The following is a 16,968-nucleotide window of genomic DNA, read 5'->3' as shown; positions in this document are numbered from 1 at the left end:
CTCTGCTGGAGCACACCCGTGCGGGCCTCGCGGAAGGTCAGGGCGCCGGTGGTGGGGGCCGGGGCGGGGGGCCCCCCCCCCCCCGCCGTTCGCAGAAGTGGCTGTTACACGAGGTTCACCGAACGAGCCGACGTGGCCCCGATCTCCGATTCCACCTCGGCCAGCACGCCGGAGGCCACCGTGTCGTCGACGGTGAGGACGGCGAGCGCCTCGCCGCCCGCCGCCGCACGGGAGACCTGCATACCGGCGATGTTGATCCCGGCCTCCCCCAGGATGCGGCCGACGGTGCCGACGACGCCCGGCCGGTCCTCGTACCGCAGCACCAGCAGGTGGTCGGCGATCGCGAGGTCGACGTCGTAGTCGCCGACCGCGACGATCTTCTGGAGGTTCTTCGGGCCGGACAGCGTGCCGGAGACCGAGACCTCCTCGCCGTTGCCGAGGGTGCCGCGCACGGTGACGACGTTGCGGTGGTCGGCCGACTCCGAGCTGGTGGTGAGGCGGACCTCGACACCGCGCTCCTGCGCGAACAGCGGCGCGTTGACGTACGACACCGTCTCGTCGACGACGTCCTCGAAGACGCCCTTGAGCGCGGACAGCTCCAGCACCTTCACGTCGTGCTGGGTGATCTCGCCGTAGACCTCGACGTCGAGGCGGACCGCGACCTCACCGGCGAGCGCGGTGAAGATGCGGCCGAGGCGCTCGGCGAGGGGCAGGCCCGGCTTGACGTCCTCGGCGATGACACCGCCCTGGACGTTGACCGCGTCCGGGACCAGCTCACCCGCGAGGGCGAGGCGCACGGACCTGGCGACCGCGATGCCCGCCTTCTCCTGGGCCTCGTCGGTGGAGGCACCGAGGTGCGGGGTGCAGACGACCTGGTCGAGCTCGAAGAGCGGGGAGTCGGTGCACGGCTCCTTGCTGTAGACGTCGAGGCCGGCGCCGGCGACCCGGCCCTCCTTGAGCGCCGCGTACAGCGCCTCCTCGTCGACGATGCCACCGCGCGCGGCGTTGACGATCCGCACGGACGGCTTGACCTTGCGCAGCGCCTCGTCGCCGATCAGGCCGACCGTCTCGGGGGTCTTCGGGAGGTGCACGGTGATGAAGTCGGCGACCTCGAGCAGCTCGTCCAGCGACAGCACCTTCACGCCCATCTGGGCGGCGCGGGCGGGCTGGATGTAGGGGTCGTAGGCGACGACCTTCATGCCGAAGGCGGACATGCGCTGCGCGACCAGGGCGCCGATGCGGCCGAGGCCGACGACACCGAGGGTCTTCTCGGCCAGCTCGACACCGGTGTACTTGCTGCGCTTCCACTCGCCGTTCTTCAGCGCGGAATTGGCCTGCGGGATGTGGCGGGCGCTGGAGATGAGGAGACCGCAGGCCAGCTCGGCGGCGGTCACGATGTTGGAGGTCGGGGCGTTGACGACCATTACGCCGGCCTTGGTGGCGGCGGAGACGTCGACGTTGTCCAGGCCGACGCCGGCTCGTGCGACGACCTTCAGCTTCTTCGCCGCGGCGATGGCCTCGGCGTCGACCTTGGTGGCGGAGCGGATCAGGATCGCGTCCACGTCGGCGATGGCGGGGAGCAGTTCGGCCCGGTCTGCTCCGTTGGTGTGCCGGATCTCGAAGTCCGGGCCCAGCGCGTCGACGGTGGCGGGCGACAGCTCTTCAGCGATGAGTACGACAGGTTTCGAGCTCACGTGAGTCCTCACATGTCCAATGCGGACGGCCGTCCCGACGGCCGCAGGCGGTGGAGGTTGGCTAGCCGCGTGGAGACGCACGACGCTGTGGGCCTGACGCGTATGTAGTACGGCAGTGTAGTGGCGTGACGGAGGTCGTCCTGCGCCGCTGCGGAAGGATCACCCGTCCGAGATTCGACGGGGCGGACAACAGGGCCGGGGCGGCTCGCCCCGGCCCTGTCACCTGGGGCTCACGCGTCTTCGTTCACCCAGGACATCAGCTTGCGCAGCTGCTTGCCGGTGGTCTCCAGCAGGTGCTCGGAGTCCTGCTTCTTGTACTCGTTGTACTTCTTCAGACCGCCGTGGTACTCGTCCATCCAGTTGCGGGCGAAGGTACCGTCCTGGATCTCGGCGAGGACCTGCTTCATCTCGGCCTTGGTGGCGTCGGTGATGATCCGCGGGCCGGTGACGTAGTCGCCCCACTCGGCGGTCTCGGAGACCGACCAGCGCATCTTCTCCAGGCCGCCCTCGTACATCAGGTCGACGATGAGCTTCAGCTCGTGCAGGCACTCGAAGTAGGCGATCTCCGGCTGGTAGCCGGCCTCGACCAGGGTCTCGAAACCGGCCTTGACCAGGGCGGAGGTACCACCGCAGAGGACGGCCTGCTCGCCGAACAGGTCGGTCTCGGTCTCCTCGGTGAAGGTCGTCTTGATGACGCCGGCGCGGGTGCCGCCGATGCCCTTCGCGTACGACAGCGCCAGCGCGAAGCCGTTGCCCGTGGCGTCCTGCTCGACGGCCACGATGCAGGGCACGCCGCGGCCCTCCTCGTACTGACGACGGACGAGGTGGCCCGGGCCCTTGGGGGCGACCATGCAGACGTCGACGCCCGCCGGGGGCTTGATGAAGCCGTAGCGGATGTTCAGGCCGTGGCCGAAGAACAGGGCGTCGCCGTCGTTCAGGTTCGGGGCGATGGACTCCTCGTAGACCTGGGCCTGGATCGGGTCCGGGACGAGGATCATGATGACGTCGGCCTCGGCGGCGGCCTCCGACGGGGTCACCACGCGCAGGCCCTGCTCCTCGGCCTTCGCCTTGGACTTGGAGCCCTCGTGCAGACCGACACGCACGTCGACACCCGAGTCGCGCAGCGACAGCGCGTGGGCGTGACCCTGGCTGCCGTAGCCGATGACCGCGACCTTGCGGCCCTGGATGATGGACAGGTCGGCATCGGCGTCGTAGAACAGCTCGGCCACTTTGGGTTCTCTCCTTGGTGTGCAGGTGTTGCGTCCCACCGTATGACGGCGGGCGGAAGGGAAGTTTCGGGGTCTCGGTATACGGGCGGCCGCCGAGCCGGGAAGGAACGCCGGCCGCCCGTATCAAGCCTTGCTCAAGCCTTACGCAGATCGGTCGAGGGCGCGCAGCGAACGGTCGGTGATCGAACGGGCCCCGCGTCCGATCGCGATGGTGCCGGACTGCACCAGTTCCTTGATGCCGAACGGCTCCAGCATCTTGAGCATGGCCGTCAGCTTCTCGCTGCTGCCGGTGGCCTCGATGGTGACGGCCTCCGGGGAGACGTCGACGGTCTTGGCCCGGAACAGCTGGACGATCTCGACGATCTGGGAGCGCGTCTCGTTGTCGGCGCGCACCTTCACCAGAACGAGTTCGCGCTGAACGGCCGAACCCGGCTCCAGTTCGACGATCTTGAGCACCTCGACGAGCTTGTTGAGCTGCTTGGTGACCTGTTCCAGCGGCAGCGCCTCGACACTCACCACGATCGTGATGCGGGAGATGTCGGCGTGCTCGGTGACCCCGACGGCGAGCGAGTCGATGTTGAAGCCGCGGCGGGAGAACAGGGCCGCGATCCGGGCCAGGATGCCCGGCTTGTTCTCCACCAGGACGGAGAGCGTGTGCTTGGACATTTTTTCTGCGTCTCTCTCGCTCAGTCGTCTTCGTTGTCGCCGAAGTCGGGACGGACGTCCCGGGCGGCCAGGATCTCGTCGTTGGAGGTGCCGGCGGCGACCATCGGCCACACCATGGCGTCCTCGTGGACGATGAAGTCGACGACGACGGGGCGGTCGTTGATGGAGTTCGCCTCTTCGATGACCTTGTCGAGGTCGTCCGGGGACTCGCAGCGGATGGAGTAGCAGCCCATGGCCTCGGACAGCTTGACGAAGTCGGGGACCCGGGTGCCGCGGGCGTCCGGGTTGACGTCGTCGGGCCCGGAGTGCAGCACCGTGTTGGAGTACCGCTGGTTGTAGAACAGGGTCTGCCACTGGCGGACCATCCCGAGGGCGCCGTTGTTGATGATGGCGACCTTGATCGGGATGTTGTTCAGGCCGCAGGTGGTCAGTTCCTGGTTGGTCATCTGGAAGCAGCCGTCGCCGTCGATCGCCCAGACGGTCCTGCCCGGCTGTCCGGCCTTGGCCCCCATGGCGGCCGGGACCGCGTAGCCCATGGTTCCGGCGCCGCCGGAGTTCAGCCAGGTGGCGGGCTTCTCGTACTGCACGTAGTGCGCGGCCCACATCTGGTGCTGGCCGACGCCCGCCGCGAAGATCGTATCCTCCGGGGCGAGCTGCCCGATGCGCTCGATGACCTGCTGCGGCGAGAGCGAACCGTTGTCGGGCAGGTCGTAGCCCAGCGGGTACGTCTCGCGCCAGCGGTTGAGGTCCTTCCACCAGGCGGTGTAGTCCCCCTGGTGGCCCTCGCCGTGCTCCCGCTGCACCGCCTGGATCAGGTCGGCGATGACCTCGCGGGCGTCACCGACGATCGGCACGTCGGCGGCGCGGTTCTTGCCGATCTCCGCGGGGTCGATGTCGGCATGGACGATCTTCGCGTACGGGGCGAAGCTGTCCAGCTTGCCGGTGACGCGGTCGTCGAAACGGGCTCCGAGGGCGACGATCAGGTCGGCCTTCTGCAGCGCGGTGACGGCGGTGACCGCACCGTGCATGCCCGGCATTCCCACGTGCAGCGGGTGGCTGTCGGGGAACGCGCCGAGCGCCATCAGGGTGGTGGTGACGGGCGCTCCGGTGAGCTCGGCGAGGACCTTGAGCTCGGCGGTGGCGTGCGACTTGATGACACCGCCACCGACGTAGAGGACGGGCCGCTTCGCGGAGGTGATCAGCTTGGCGGCCTCGCGGATCTGCTTGGCGTGCGGCTTGGTCACCGGGCGGTAGCCGGGCAGGTCCATGACCGGCGGCCAGGAGAAGGTGGTCTTCGCCTGGAGGGCGTCCTTGGCGATGTCGACCAGGACCGGGCCGGGGCGGCCGGTGGAGGCGATGTGGAACGCCTGGGCGATCACCCGGGGGATGTCCTCGGCCTTGGTGACGAGGAAGTTGTGCTTGGTGATCGGCATGGTGATGCCGACGATGTCCGCCTCCTGGAAGGCGTCTGTGCCGATCGAGGAGGACGCGACCTGTCCGGTGATCGCCACGAGCGGCACCGAGTCCATGTGCGCGTCCGCGATCGGCGTCACCAGGTTCGTCGCGCCCGGGCCGCTCGTCGCCATGCAGACGCCGACCTTGCCGGTGGCCTGCGCGTAGCCGGTGGCCGCGTGGCCTGCGCCCTGCTCGTGCCGGCACAGGACGTGGCGCACCCGGGTGGAGTCCATCAGCGGGTCGTAGGCCGGCAGGATCGCGCCACCGGGGATGCCGAATACCGTGTCAGCGCCGACCTCCTCAAGCGAGCGGATGAGGGACTTCGCACCCGTGACGTGCTCGACGGTCGGGGTCTGCTGTCCTCCGGAACGGGGCCGCGGCTGCGGATGGTGGGCCCCGGTGGCCTGCTCGGTCATCGGCATTCTCTTCTCGATGCTGAGGGTTTTTGCGAGGTTCGTACGGATTTTCGCTGCCGTACGTCTGGTGCTGGTGCAACAAAAAACCCCTCGTGCCAAAAGGCAAGCGAGGGGAGCGCGCCGGTGTGGTCGCTGGGGATTCCGGATCGTCCTCCGGTGGGCCCCAGCTCAGCCGACGCGCTGTCCAAGTACGAGAATTCGGGTGCGCATGGGACTGACCCTCCCTCTGACGCGCACCACGTGTCAAGCGGGTGGGACGGGAGTCTCATTATGTGAGCGTAGGGCACTTCCCCCTCCGAGTACGGCGGGCACACCACCGGTGTACACCCCCGGACCGCCTCCCGCGAAGGCGGGCTCGGCCGGGGCGTGCGGAACCGGGTAGTGGCCGGAACCGAGCGCCCGGCGCAGCCGGTACTCGTCCACCGGGCCGGAGAACGCCATGCCCATACCGTGCGTGCACCCCATCGTGCGGAGCGCGGTGACCTGCTCGGGCAGGTCCACGCCCTCGGCCACGGACTGCAGGCCGAGGTCTCCGGCGATCCGCAGCAGCCCATTGGTGATCTTGTGCAGCCGGGCCGACTCGACGACCCCCTCGACCAGGCTGCGGTCGAGCTTGAGCACGTCGACGGGGAGCTTGCGGAGCGCCGTGATCGCCGCGTAGCCGCTGCCGAAGCCGTCCAGCGCGATCCGGACACCGTGCCGGCTGAGCGCGGTCAGCCGCCGCTCCAGCTCGTCCAGCGGGACCCTGGGGTCGGTGTCGGAGAGCTCCAGGAGCAGCGCCCCCGAAGGCAGCCCGTGCCGGGTGAGCAGGACCTCCACGGAGCCGAGCGGCGAGGACCGGTCGAGCAGCCGCCGGGCGGACGTCCGGACGGCGACCGGCACCACGAGCCCGCTCGCGGCCCGCTCGGCGGCCTGCTCGATCGCCTCCTGGAGGATCCAGCGGTCCAGCTCGGCCGTCTTGTCGCTGTCCTCGGCGACCCGCAGGAACTCGGCCGGCGTGAACAGCACCCCCTGCGAGGAGCGCCAGCGCGCCTGTGCGGAGACCGACTCGATCCGGCCGTCCTCCAGGCACACCACGGGCTGGTGGAGCAGCGTGAACTCGCCGTCGTGCAGGGCGGCCCGCAGCCGGGTGGCCAGTTCCGCCTTGCGTACGACGTCCTGCTGCATCTGCGGCTTGTACAGCTTGACGCGGCCTTTTCCGGCCGACTTGGCGCGGTACATCGCCAGGTCGGCGTTGCGCAGCAGCTCACCGGCGCCGAGACCCGGTTCGGCGAAGGCGACACCGATGGACGCGTTGACACGGACATCGTTGCCGTCAATCGCGTACGGCTGGGAGAGGGTCACCCTGAGGCGGTCGGCGAGCTCCAGGATGTGCCGCTCCCGGGCACTGCGGTCACGGGTGCCGTCGCCGACGATCAGCGCCGCGAACTCGTCGCCGCCCAGCCGGGACGCGGTGTCGCCCTGGCGGACCGCGTCCTGGAGTCTGCGCGCGGCCTGGACGAGCAGTTCGTCCCCGGCCTGGTGCCCGATCGTGTCGTTGACGGCCTTGAACCCGTCCAGGTCGATGAAGAGCACCGCCGTGTTCCTGAGGGCGGGGCCCCGGTCGGAGGAGCGGCGGCCGGACAGGGCCTGCTGCACGCGCCGGGTGAACAGGGCGCGGTTGGGCAGGTCGGTGAGCGGGTCGTGCTCGGCGTTGTGCTGGAGCTGCGCCTGCAGCCGCACTCTTTCGGTCACGTCCCGGCTGTTGAAGATGAGGCCGCCGTGGTGGCGGTTGACGGTGGACTCGACGTTGAGCCAGCCGCCCTCGCCGGAGCGGAACCGGCACTCGATGCGGGTGGTGGGCTCCTCCTGGGAGCTCGCGGCGAGGAAGCGGCGCACCTCGTGCACCACGCAGCCCAGGTCCTCCGGGTGGATGAGGTTGGCCAGTTCCGAGCCCACCAGGTCCTCGGCGGACCGGCCGTAGACCCCGGCGGCGGCCGGGGAGACGTACCGGAGGATGCCGTTGGGCGCGGCGATCATGATGACGTCGCTGGAGCCCTGCACCAGGGAGCGGAAGTGGTTCTCCTGCTGCGCCAGTTCCTGGGTGAGGGTGATGTTGTCGAGCAGCATGATGCCCTGGCGTACGACGAGCGCGAGGACCACGCAGCCGGCGGTGATCAGGACGACGTGGTCCGGACTGCGGCCGTCGAGGACGTTGTAGAGGATGCCCAGGGTGCACACGGCGGCGGCCAGGTACGGGGTGAGCGCGGCCAGGGAGCCGGTGATCGGCCGTCCGGACGGGTACCGGCTGTGGTCGCCGCCCGGGGCCGGTGCCGGCGGCTGCTTGGGCGCCGGGGCACGGCCGCCGGGCACGTGCTCGTGGACCACGCGCGTGTGCCCGTCGGGATCCTGGGCGCCCTGCGACCGGGGGGCGGCCCAGGGGGCGTACGCGAGCAGCAGCGATCCGGCGAACCAGCCCGCGTCCAGCAGCTGGCCGGAGCGGTAACTGCTGTGCAGCAGCGGCGAGGTGAACAGGGCGTCGCACATCACGGTCAGGGCGAGGGCGCCGATCGCGGTGTTCACCGCGGTGCGGTTGCCCGGCGAGCGCCGGAAGTGCAGCGCGAGCACCATGCTGACCAGGGCGATGTCCAGCAGCGGGTACGCCAGCGAGAGCGCGGTGTGCGCGACGCTGGGCCCGTCGAACCGGGCGGCCTGGGCGAGCGCGAGGCTCCACGACAGGGTGAGCAGGGAGCCGCCGATCAGCCAGGCGTCCAGCGCGAGGCAGATCCAGCCGGCCTTGGTCACCGGCCGCTTGGCCAGCACCAGCAGACCCACGATGGCGGGCGGCGCGAAGCACAGGAAGAACAGGTCGGCGTAGCTGGGGCTGGGCACGGGCCGCTGGAGCACGACCTCGTACCACCCCCAGACCGCGTTGCCCAGGGCCGCCATCGCCGAGGAGAGGGCGAACAGCAGCCAGGCGGGTCGAAAGCGGACCCGCGGGGAGCGGGCGTAGAGGAAGCACGACACGGCGGCGGTGCCGGCGGCCGCGGTCAGACCGAAGTCACCCATGAACAGGGCGATCTGGTTCGAGCCCCAGTCGAACGCGGAACCGACGGCGTATCCCGCGCAGATCAGGGCCAGGACGAGTTGGCGGACCACGCCGGTCCCGCCGCCGGTGGCCGGCGGCCGGAGGTGCGGCATCCCCGCCGGAGGCTGTGCCCGCAGCGCTCCGGGGAGGGTGGTCGTCACGGATGTCGGCGCTGTCACGGGACCCTCCAGGTCCGCGTCGCTCCCGTGTCCCTCAGGTCCCGGTGCGCTGGATGTGCGTGCCTCCGGCGTCCGCTGTGCCTGCGGTGGTGGTGATGGCTGGTGTGGTGGCCGCGTCTGCGCGCAGCTGTGCGCCAGGGTCGCCGCCGGCGGCTCCGCCGCGTCGGATCGTTCGTCCATAGGCCGTGCATCGCCCGTCGCCCCCCTCACAAATCTGAAATGTCCATCCCCGGCGCCGTACGGTGCGCGGCGCAGCCCCTTCCGGGACGATACACCAGTCTCGTCACTCAGGGACATAGCTTCTCTACGCTCCGTGACGACCAGGGGCTATGCGCGCACGCACCGCGCCCGGAAGGTTGCGGACCGTACCGGAAGCGGATTACACGCGTATTGCCGTGATGGTCAGTTGTCGGTGGATCCCGTCGTCAAAATCACGTTCCGCAACGGCTCCCGGTTCACGAAACGGTTCAACTGCTCGGTGACGAGGCGCTTGGCGCGCGGCAGGAAGGCCGAGGTGGGGCCGCCGACATGAGGGCTGATCAGGACTCCGGGCGCCTGCCACAAGGGGTGTCCGGCCGGCAGCGGCTCGGGGTCGGTGACGTCCAGGGCGGCGGTGAGGCGGCCGCTCTCCAGCTCGGCGAGGAGGGCCTTGGTGTCCACGACGGCCCCGCGCGCGATGTTCACGAGCAGTGCGCCGTCCTTCATCCGTGCGAGGAACTCCGCGTTGACCAGGCCACGCGTGGTGTCCGTGAGGGGCGTGGAAAGGATGACGACATCGGCTTCCGGAAGCAGATTCGGCAGTTCGGTGAGCGGATGCACGGGACCGCGCGCCGAGGCGCGCCCGGAGCGCGCGACGCGCGCCACCCGCGCAACCTCGAAGGGCACGAGCCGGTCCTCGATGGCCGAACCGATGGCGCCGTAGCCGACGATGAGGACGGACCTGTCGGCGAGAGCGGGGTGGAATCCGCCCTGCCAGTGCTCCTGCTGCTGGGCGCGCACGAATCCCGGGATGCCGCGCAGGGAGGCCAGGGTGAGCGCGAGCGCGAGTTCGGCGGTGCTCGCCTCGTGCACACCGCGCGCGTTGCACAGCGGCACGCCGGGGACGATGCGGTCGCCGGCCGCGATCATGTCGTCCACACCGGCCGTGAGGGTCTGGACGAGCCGCAGGTTCCGCATCCGCACCAGCGGCCGCACCTTCACGTCCTGCCGCTTCATGTAGGGGACGACGTAGACGGCACAGTCGGCGGGGTCACCGGGGAACTCCTGGTCACCGTCCCAGAAGAGGTAATTGAGCCCTTCGGGCAGATCCGTGAACTCGTCGGGCGGGATGGGGAGCCATGCGTCCTGGGTCATGGTCAGGAGGCTATGTCAGGGGTGTGGCGGCGGGCGGGTTAGGTTGGGGGCCGGAGAAGGAGGTTCACGGGCTGGTGGAGCGCAGGACGATCGGCGCGGGGGCGCTCGCGGTGGGGGCCGTCGGACTCGGGTGCATGCCGATGAGCTGGGCGTACAGCGGGTCGCGGCAGCGGGGTGACGAGTCGCTGAGAGCGGTGCACCGGGCGCTGGACCTCGGCGTGACGCTGCTGGACACGGCCGACATGTACGGTCCGTTCACCAACGAGCTGCTGCTGGGGAGGGTGCTCAGGGAGCGGCGTGCGGAGGCCTTCGTCTCGACGAAGGTGGGTCTGCTGGTGGGCGACCAGCACATCGTGGCGAACGGCCGGCCCGGATATGTGAAGCGGGCCTGCGACGCGTCGCTGCGCCGGCTCCAGACCGATGTCATAGACCTCTACCAGCTGCACCGCGCCGACCCGGAGGTTCCGGTCGAGGAGACCTGGGGCGCGATGGCGGAACTGGTGCAGGCGGGAAAGGTGCGGGCGCTGGGGTTGTGCGCCGTGGGGGCGCGCGGGGGGCGCAGGTCCGGCGCGCGGTTGCATGACGCGACCCTGCGGCAGCTTCGGCGGGTGCAGCAGGTGTTTCCGGTGAGCACGGTGCAGGCGGAGCTGTCGGTGTGGTCGCCGGAGGCGCTCGAGTCGCTGCTGCCGTGGTGTGCGGCGCGGGGGGTGGGGTTCCTCGCGGCGATGCCGCTCGGCAACGGCTTCCTGACCGGGACGCTCACGCCGGGTGAGGGGTTCGAGCCGGACGACCTGCGGGCGCGGCACCCTCGCTTCACGGCGGAGATGATGGCGGCGAACCAGCCGATCGTGGCGGGGCTGCGGAGGGTTGCGGGCCGGCAGGACGGCGACGGTGTCACCGCCGCTCAGGTGGCGCTGGCGTGGGTGCTGGCGCAGGGGGCGCACGTGGTGCCGGTGCCGGGGACGAAGCGGGGGCGGTGGGTGGCCGAGAACGCGGGTTCCGTCGAGGTCCGGCTGAGTGCGGAGGATCTGGCGGAGCTGGGCGGGCTGCCTGCTGCGCAGGGCTCCTGGGACTGAGCGGTCGTAGAAGGTGCCGCGTTCTGCCGGTGGTTCGGTGCGGCGCCGTGGGGGCTGGTCGCGCAGTTCCCCGCGCCCCTGAAGGGGCGTGTTGTACTACCGTCGGTCGGAGGGGCCAGGCCGTTCGAAGGGATCGTGGTCGTGCGACGTCGAGGTGTGCCCGCCGTGTTGGTCGTGGTCGGGGTGCTGGTGGTCGCAGGGTGTTCCTCCGGGGGCGGGGGCGGGGACCTGCCCACGCCGTCCTGGGCCGGGGGGCCGTCGGCGAACTCCTCCGGGGCCTCCGCGTCGGCCGGGGCCACCGAGTCCGCCGCGCCTGCCAAGGGGTCGGTGAAAGTGCTGCGTACCGTCGCCGAGGGGCTGAAGTCGCCCTGGGGGCTGGCGCCGTTGCCGGACGGGGCGGGGCTGCTGGTGTCCGACCGGGACGACGGGACGATCAGCAAGGTCGACGAGAAGACCGGGAAGATCACGGAGCTGGGGGTGGTCTCCGGGGTGTCCGCGGCGGGTGAAGGGGGCCTGCTGGGGATCGCGCTCTCCCCCGACTTCGCCTCCGACCACATGATCTACGCGTACTTCACGTCGGCCTCCGACAACCGCATCGTCCGGATGCTCTGGGACGGGAGCAAGCCGGCCAAGGAGCAGCTGGGCGCGCCCGACACGATCTTCAAGGGCATTCCGAAGGGGTTCATCCACAACGGCGGGCGGATCGCCTTCGGCCCGGACGGCATGCTCTACGCGGGGACCGGCGAGAGCGGGCAGCGGGGCCTCGCACAGGACAAGGGCTCGCTCGGCGGGAAGATCCTGCGGCTGACGCCGGAGGGTGACCCGGCTCCCGGCAACCCGTTCCCGGACTCCCCCGTCTACACCTACGGCCACCGCAACGTGCAGGGCCTCGCCTGGGACGACCGGCAGCGGCTGTTCGCCTCGGAGTTCGGGCAGGACACCTGGGACGAGCTGAACGCCGTCAAGCCCGGAGGCGACTACGGCTGGCCGAACGCGGAGGGCAGGTCGTCGGACCCGAAGTACGTCAACCCGATCGCCCAGTGGCACACGGACGACGCCTCGCCCAGCGGCATCGCCTACGTCGACGGCGTCATCTGGATGGCCGGCCTGAAGGGGCAGCGGCTGTGGCGCATCCCGCTGGACGGCACGACCGCGGCCGCGGCTCCGCAGGCCTTCCTCACAGGTGAGTACGGCCGCCTCCGCACGGTCGTCGCGGCCGGCGGCGACAAGGTGTGGCTGGTGACCAGCAACACCGACGGACGGGGCAAGCCGAAGGCGGGCGACGACCGGATCCTGGAGCTGGAGGTGAGGTAGGCGCGGCGGGGTCGGCGCCGCTCACGTCTCGTCGTCCCCCGAGTCCGCTGAAGGCTCCCCTTCGGACTCCGCCGCGGGCTCCTCCTGCGGGAGCCGTATGACGACCTTGCCGGACGCGAGGTCTATCGGCCCGCGTCCTGGGTCCGTGTCCCCCACGTCCTCCCTGGTCAGTTCCAGCCGCTTCTGCTCCTCGTGGGTGTGTTTGCGGCCGGGTGCGAACAGCTCCTCGAACATGTTGAACACGGTGCCTCCTGTGCCGGTCCCCTTACCTGGTCGGGCCGAGGGCCTCGACGGGGAACATCCCCAGTCTGTGTGCCACCGCCGCCGCCTCGCCCCTCCCTGCAACGCCCAGCTTGCCCAGAATGTTCGAGACGTGGACACTCGCGGTCTTCGGGGAGATGAAGAGCTCCTCGGCTATCTGGCGGTTGGTACGGCCGGCCGAGACCAGGCGCAGGACGTCGCGCTCCCGGCTGGTGAGGCCGAGGCTCTCGGCGGGGTCGAGGGCCCGGGGGGCGGCGCGGGTGGTGAGGGTGAGGCGGGCGCGCTGGGCGAGGAGGGCGACGGCCTCGGCGAGCGGGCGGGCGCCCAGGTGGTCGGCGACGGCCCCGGCCAGCCGGAGGAGTTCCGTCGCGCGGTCGCGTTCGTCGTCGCCGGTGGCCTCTTCGAGCAGGGCCTGGGCGAGGCGGCGGCGGACCCGGGCGAGGTCGTAGGGGCGGTCCAGGCACTCGAAACCGGTGACCACGTCCGACCAGACGGCGGCGGTGCCGGTGCCCCGCGCGCGGAGCAGCTCGGCGCGGGTCCAGCGCTCGTACGCCTGCCAGAGGGGTGCGCCGGTGGTGAGCTTGCGAGCGGCCTCGGCGAGCCGGTCGAGTGCGTCGGCGCGGCCCTCGGCCGCCGCGGGCAGGGCGCGGGCGTCGGCCTCGGCGGTCGCGGCGGCCAGCAGCAGGGGCCAGCCGTAGCGATGGGTGCCGGGCGGGAAGCCGGCCGCCAGGGCGCGGTCCAGCTCGGCGCGGGCGTCGAGGATCCTGCCCTCCTCGGCGGCGACGCCGATCGCGATCCGGGCGACCGGCAGCTGGGCCTGGGGCATCGGGTCGTGGGTGCCGTAGTGGGCGCGTGCGACGGCCAGCCGGCGGGCGGCCTCGGCCGAGTCGCCCCGGGCGAGGGCGACATGGGCGAAGTGCAGGGCGCCGGCGCCCCGGGGCTTGGCGCTGGCCGCGGAGCCGAGGGCGCCCGCGGCGGCTTCGGCGGCCTCGTCCCACTGGCCGAGCGCGTACAGCGACTCGGAGAGGTTGCCCCAGATCCATGCCTCGGCGTCCAGCAGGCCGTATCTGCGGGCGAAGGCGATGCCCTCGCGCTGGATCGGCACCGCCTCCCGGGAGCGGCCCACCGACTCCAGCTCGGAGGGGAGGTTCGTGTAGGCGCGGCCCGCGACATGGGCGACGCCCTCCTGGAGCGCGGCGTCCTTGACGCGCTCCAGCTCCGCCAGGCCGTTGTCGACGTCACCCGCGTCGACCATGAGGCAGCCCAGAGTGACGCGCGCGTTGAGCTCGATCTCGCGGGCGCCCACCATCCGCGCGTACTCGACGGCCCGTTCGGCGGCGGCGAAGGCCTCGGGGCCCGGCTCGTGCAGCATGGACCAGGCGGCGGCGTTGGCCAGCACGTCGGCGTGCACCTCGGACGGCGGCAGGCCGCGCACGAGGTCCTGGGCGGTGCCGAGTTCCTGCCAGCCGTCGCCGCGGGCGAGGCCCTGGACCAGCCGGGAGCGCTGCACCCAGAACCAGGCGGCGCGCTGCGGGTCGTGCTCGTCCTGGAGGATCCGCAGCGCCTTCTTGGTGATCTTCAGAGCGCGTTCGCGCTCCCCGCAGAAGCGGCCGGCGACGGCCGCCTCCGCCATCAGGTCGAGATAGCGCAGCGGGGTGGTCGCGGGATCGCAGCCGCAGGGCGGGTAGACGTCGGTGTAGTCGACGGGGCGCAGGGCCGCACGGATCTCCTCGGGGGCGGTGTCCCACAGCTCCATCGCCCGCTCCAGAAGCCGCAGTTGCTCGCTGTAGGCGTGCCGGCGGCGGGCCACGACGGAGGCGTCGAGGGCGGCGGGCAGGGCCTTGGCCGGGTCGTGGGCCTGGTACCAGTAGCTGGCCAGCCGGGTCACGCGCGCGTCGGCCGGGACCAGCTGGGGGTCGGCCTCCAGGGCCTCGGCGTAGCGGCGGTTGAGCCGGGAGCGGTCGCCGGGCAGCAGGTCGTCGGCGACGGCCTCGCGGACCAGGGAGTGCCGGAAGCGGTAGCCGTCGCCGGTGGGGGTGGCGGTGAGGAGGTTGGCGCCGACGGCGGCCCGCAGCGCCTCGATGAGGTCGTCCTCGGCGAGCTGGGCGACGGCGGCGAGCAGCCGGTACTCGACGGTGGAGCCGCCCTCGGCGACGATCCGGGCCACCCGCTGGGCGCTCTCGGGCAGTGCCTCGACCCGGACCAGGAGCAGGTCGCGCAGTGAGTCGGTGAGTCCGGTGCAGCAGCCCTCGGCACCGGCCACGGCGAGTTCCTCGACGAAGAAGGCGTTGCCGTCGGAGCGTTCGAAGATGTCGTCGACCTGGGCGGGGTCGGGTTCGGCGGCGAGGATGCCGGCGATCTGGCGGCCGACCTCCTCGCGGGTGAACCGGGCGAGTTCGAGGCGGCGGACGGTGCGCAGCCGGTCGAGTTCGGCGAGCAGGGGGCGCAGCGGGTGGCGGCGGTGGATGTCGTCGGAGCGGTAGGTGGCGAGGACGACGAGCCGGCCGGTGCGCAGGGTGCGCAGCAGGTAGGCGAGGAGGTGGCGGGTGGAGGCGTCCGCCCAGTGCAGGTCCTCCAGGGCGACGACCACCGTGCGCTCGGCGGCGACCCGCTCCAGGAGGCGTGCGGTGAGTTCGAAGAGGCGGGCCATGCCCTGTTCGTCGTGGCGGCCGGAGGTGGCCTCGCCGAGTTCGGGCAGCAGCCGGGCCAGCTCGTCCTCCTGGCCGGCGGCGGCCTCGGCCAGTTCGTCGGGCAGGGCGGCCCGCAGCGCGCGCAGGGCAGTGGAGAAGGGGGCGAACGGCAGCCCGTCGGCGCCGATCTCCACGCAGCCGCCCAGGGCGACGACCGCGCCCCTGCGGCAGGCGGCGGTGGCGAACTCCTCCACCAGCCGGGTCTTGCCGACGCCGGCCTCGCCGCCGAGCAGCAGCGCCTGCGGCTCGGCGGCCCCGGCGCGGTCGAGCGCGTCGTTCAGTGTGTCCAACTCGTCGTTGCGGCCTACGAACACGGGACTCACGGACCTGGTTTCCACAGGCCAGAGCATGGCATGGAGCCCGGAGCCCACGGCAGCGGTTTTCCACAGCACCGGTGCGCCGGTCGTACCGGTGGACGGCAACGGGGGAAGCCGGTGGCCGACCCCCGTGCGGCCACCGGCTTCCCCGTTCCCGGTCGCCGGGCGGTCTGCCCCGCCCGGCCGTCCCCTGTTCACGCGGCGCGCGGGAGCCGGCGCCGGCCACGGCGGTCGGTATGGGCCTCCTGCGCCGCCGGGACGTCGCCCGCCGTCCCGGCTGCCCGTGCCTCCCGGCGGGCGGCGCGGCGGGAGCGGACGGCCTCGCGGACGAGACGGGCGTCGTCGGCCTGCCGACGCAGTTCGGCGGAGCGGATCCGGTGGAGTTCGTACTCGAACATGGTGGGTTCCCTTGTGAGAGTGGGTGGTTGGGCTTCGCTTCTTGCGATGCCTCCACCTTCGTCTCCCAGGGGGGTGCGCCACATCGGGAGAGTTCCGCATCTTCGCGGGGCCGCCCGGCCCCGGACACGCATAAGGGGCCTCAGACCGTCCGTAGGGTGCTTACGGACGCCCTAAGGCCCCTTCTGACCTGCGCCGTCGCGGTCGGCTCAGCTGGTCGACGGCAGTCCGAGGAGTGCGTCGGAGTACTTGAGGACGGCCAGCAGCAGGCCGATGACGCCGAGCGCGACACCCGCCCAGGCGACCGACTTGATCCACGGCGCCTGCGGCCTGCCGGGGGCGCCGAAGGCGGGCCGGGCCAGCACCACGACGCCGGTGAGCAGCGCGGCCAGCGCGAACAGGCCGGCCCACAGCGCGGTGGTCGCCCACGCGTCGCCGTACACCTCCTTGACCTGCTTGGCGACGCTCGCGGTCGACGAGGTCTGGAGCTGGCCGACGAGGGTCTCGCGGGCGGCGGCCACCGTACCGATCCAGCCACCCGTGAGGGAGACCAGGCCGAGCGCGACGGAGACGACGGCGGCGGCGCCCTGGCCGACCCCGGACGGGCCCTCGGCCTCGGCCGGGTCCCCGGCGAGGTCGGCGTCGTCCACCAGGTCCTCGGCGTCCTGCGCGCCCTCCGCGTCGAGGTCGGCGTCCGTGCCGTCGGCGGCCTCGGTAGCGGACTCCGCCACGTCGTCGGCGCTCTTGGTGACGCTCACCTTCTCCTCGTCGGTCGTGGCTTCGGCGCCCGTCTCGGCACCGGTCTCGTCAGCTGTCTTGGTTCCCATGTCCGGCACCGTACGGATCCTGTCTGAG

The 16,968-nt window shown here is 71.6% G+C and carries 12 protein-coding genes; 2 read left to right on the top strand and 10 right to left on the bottom strand.

Features of this window, described 5'->3' with window-relative positions; genetic code table 11:
- Positions 1-104: 104 nt before the first annotated feature.
- The 6 genes from serA to ACFY6U_RS22150 all read right to left on the bottom strand — a co-directional run bounded on the left by serA (position 105) and on the right by ACFY6U_RS22150 (position 10,059).
- Positions 105-1,694: a phosphoglycerate dehydrogenase gene (gene serA, locus ACFY6U_RS22175; RefSeq protein ID WP_390040687.1), complete on the bottom strand. Its 1,590-nt coding sequence runs from the start codon at positions 1,692-1,694 to the stop codon at positions 105-107.
- A 230-nt stretch (positions 1,695-1,924) separates the two neighbouring features.
- Positions 1,925-2,923: a ketol-acid reductoisomerase gene (gene ilvC / locus ACFY6U_RS22170; protein WP_351961305.1), complete on the bottom strand. Its 999-nt coding sequence runs from the start codon at positions 2,921-2,923 to the stop codon at positions 1,925-1,927.
- A gap of 141 nt (positions 2,924-3,064) precedes the next feature.
- Positions 3,065-3,589 (bottom strand): acetolactate synthase small subunit, encoded by a 525-nt coding sequence (gene ilvN, locus ACFY6U_RS22165; protein ID WP_046726929.1) that lies wholly within the window; start codon positions 3,587-3,589, stop codon positions 3,065-3,067.
- 20 nt (positions 3,590-3,609) lie between these two features.
- Positions 3,610-5,460 carry an acetolactate synthase large subunit gene (locus ACFY6U_RS22160; protein WP_390040684.1) on the bottom strand — a complete coding sequence of 617 codons (1,851 nt, stop codon included), beginning with the start codon at positions 5,458-5,460 and terminating at the stop codon, positions 3,610-3,612.
- A gap of 243 nt (positions 5,461-5,703) precedes the next feature.
- Positions 5,704-8,706 carry a putative bifunctional diguanylate cyclase/phosphodiesterase gene (locus ACFY6U_RS22155; protein WP_390040682.1) on the bottom strand — a complete coding sequence of 1,001 codons (3,003 nt, stop codon included), beginning with the start codon at positions 8,704-8,706 and terminating at the stop codon, positions 5,704-5,706.
- A 402-nt stretch (positions 8,707-9,108) separates the two neighbouring features.
- On the bottom strand, positions 9,109-10,059 hold the full coding sequence (locus ACFY6U_RS22150) for a 2-hydroxyacid dehydrogenase (protein WP_390040680.1): 951 nt from the start codon (positions 10,057-10,059) through the stop codon (positions 9,109-9,111).
- A gap of 74 nt (positions 10,060-10,133) precedes the next feature.
- Here ACFY6U_RS22150 and ACFY6U_RS22145 point away from each other — a divergent pair, with 74 nt between their 5' ends.
- Together ACFY6U_RS22145 and ACFY6U_RS22140 are read left to right on the top strand one after the other, a co-directional pair.
- Positions 10,134-11,135: an aldo/keto reductase gene (locus ACFY6U_RS22145; protein ID WP_390040678.1), complete on the top strand. Its 1,002-nt coding sequence runs from the start codon at positions 10,134-10,136 to the stop codon at positions 11,133-11,135.
- Positions 11,136-11,270: 135 nt separating this feature from the next.
- Positions 11,271-12,449 carry a PQQ-dependent sugar dehydrogenase gene (locus tag ACFY6U_RS22140; protein ID WP_390040676.1) on the top strand — a complete coding sequence of 393 codons (1,179 nt, stop codon included), beginning with the start codon at positions 11,271-11,273 and terminating at the stop codon, positions 12,447-12,449.
- Positions 12,450-12,470: 21 nt separating this feature from the next.
- On the opposite strand, the gene ACFY6U_RS22135 is transcribed toward ACFY6U_RS22140, so the two are convergent.
- The 4 genes from ACFY6U_RS22135 to ACFY6U_RS22120 all read right to left on the bottom strand — a co-directional run bounded on the left by ACFY6U_RS22135 (position 12,471) and on the right by ACFY6U_RS22120 (position 16,940).
- Entirely contained in the window at positions 12,471-12,692 is a 222-nt protein-coding gene (locus ACFY6U_RS22135; protein ID WP_390040674.1) for a DUF6191 domain-containing protein, read from the bottom strand.
- Between the two features lie 22 nt (positions 12,693-12,714).
- Positions 12,715-15,750, bottom strand: a complete 3,036-nt coding sequence (locus ACFY6U_RS22130) for an AAA family ATPase (RefSeq protein ID WP_390040672.1) — start codon at positions 15,748-15,750, stop codon at positions 12,715-12,717.
- Between the two features lie 161 nt (positions 15,751-15,911).
- Positions 15,912-16,115, bottom strand: coding sequence for a hypothetical protein (locus ACFY6U_RS22125; RefSeq protein WP_351501137.1), 204 nt, complete (start codon positions 16,113-16,115; stop codon positions 15,912-15,914).
- Between the two features lie 207 nt (positions 16,116-16,322).
- Positions 16,323-16,940, bottom strand: coding sequence for a hypothetical protein (locus ACFY6U_RS22120; protein WP_390040670.1), 618 nt, complete (start codon positions 16,938-16,940; stop codon positions 16,323-16,325).
- Positions 16,941-16,968: the final 28 nt, after the last annotated feature.

It is taken from the genome of Streptomyces sp. NPDC013157, assembly GCF_042899865.1.
In the GTDB taxonomy this organism is placed as follows: domain Bacteria; phylum Actinomycetota; class Actinomycetes; order Streptomycetales; family Streptomycetaceae; genus Streptomyces.
The sequence above is the reverse complement of the archived record's forward strand: the minus strand, read 5'-3'. Positions and strand labels throughout refer to the sequence as shown.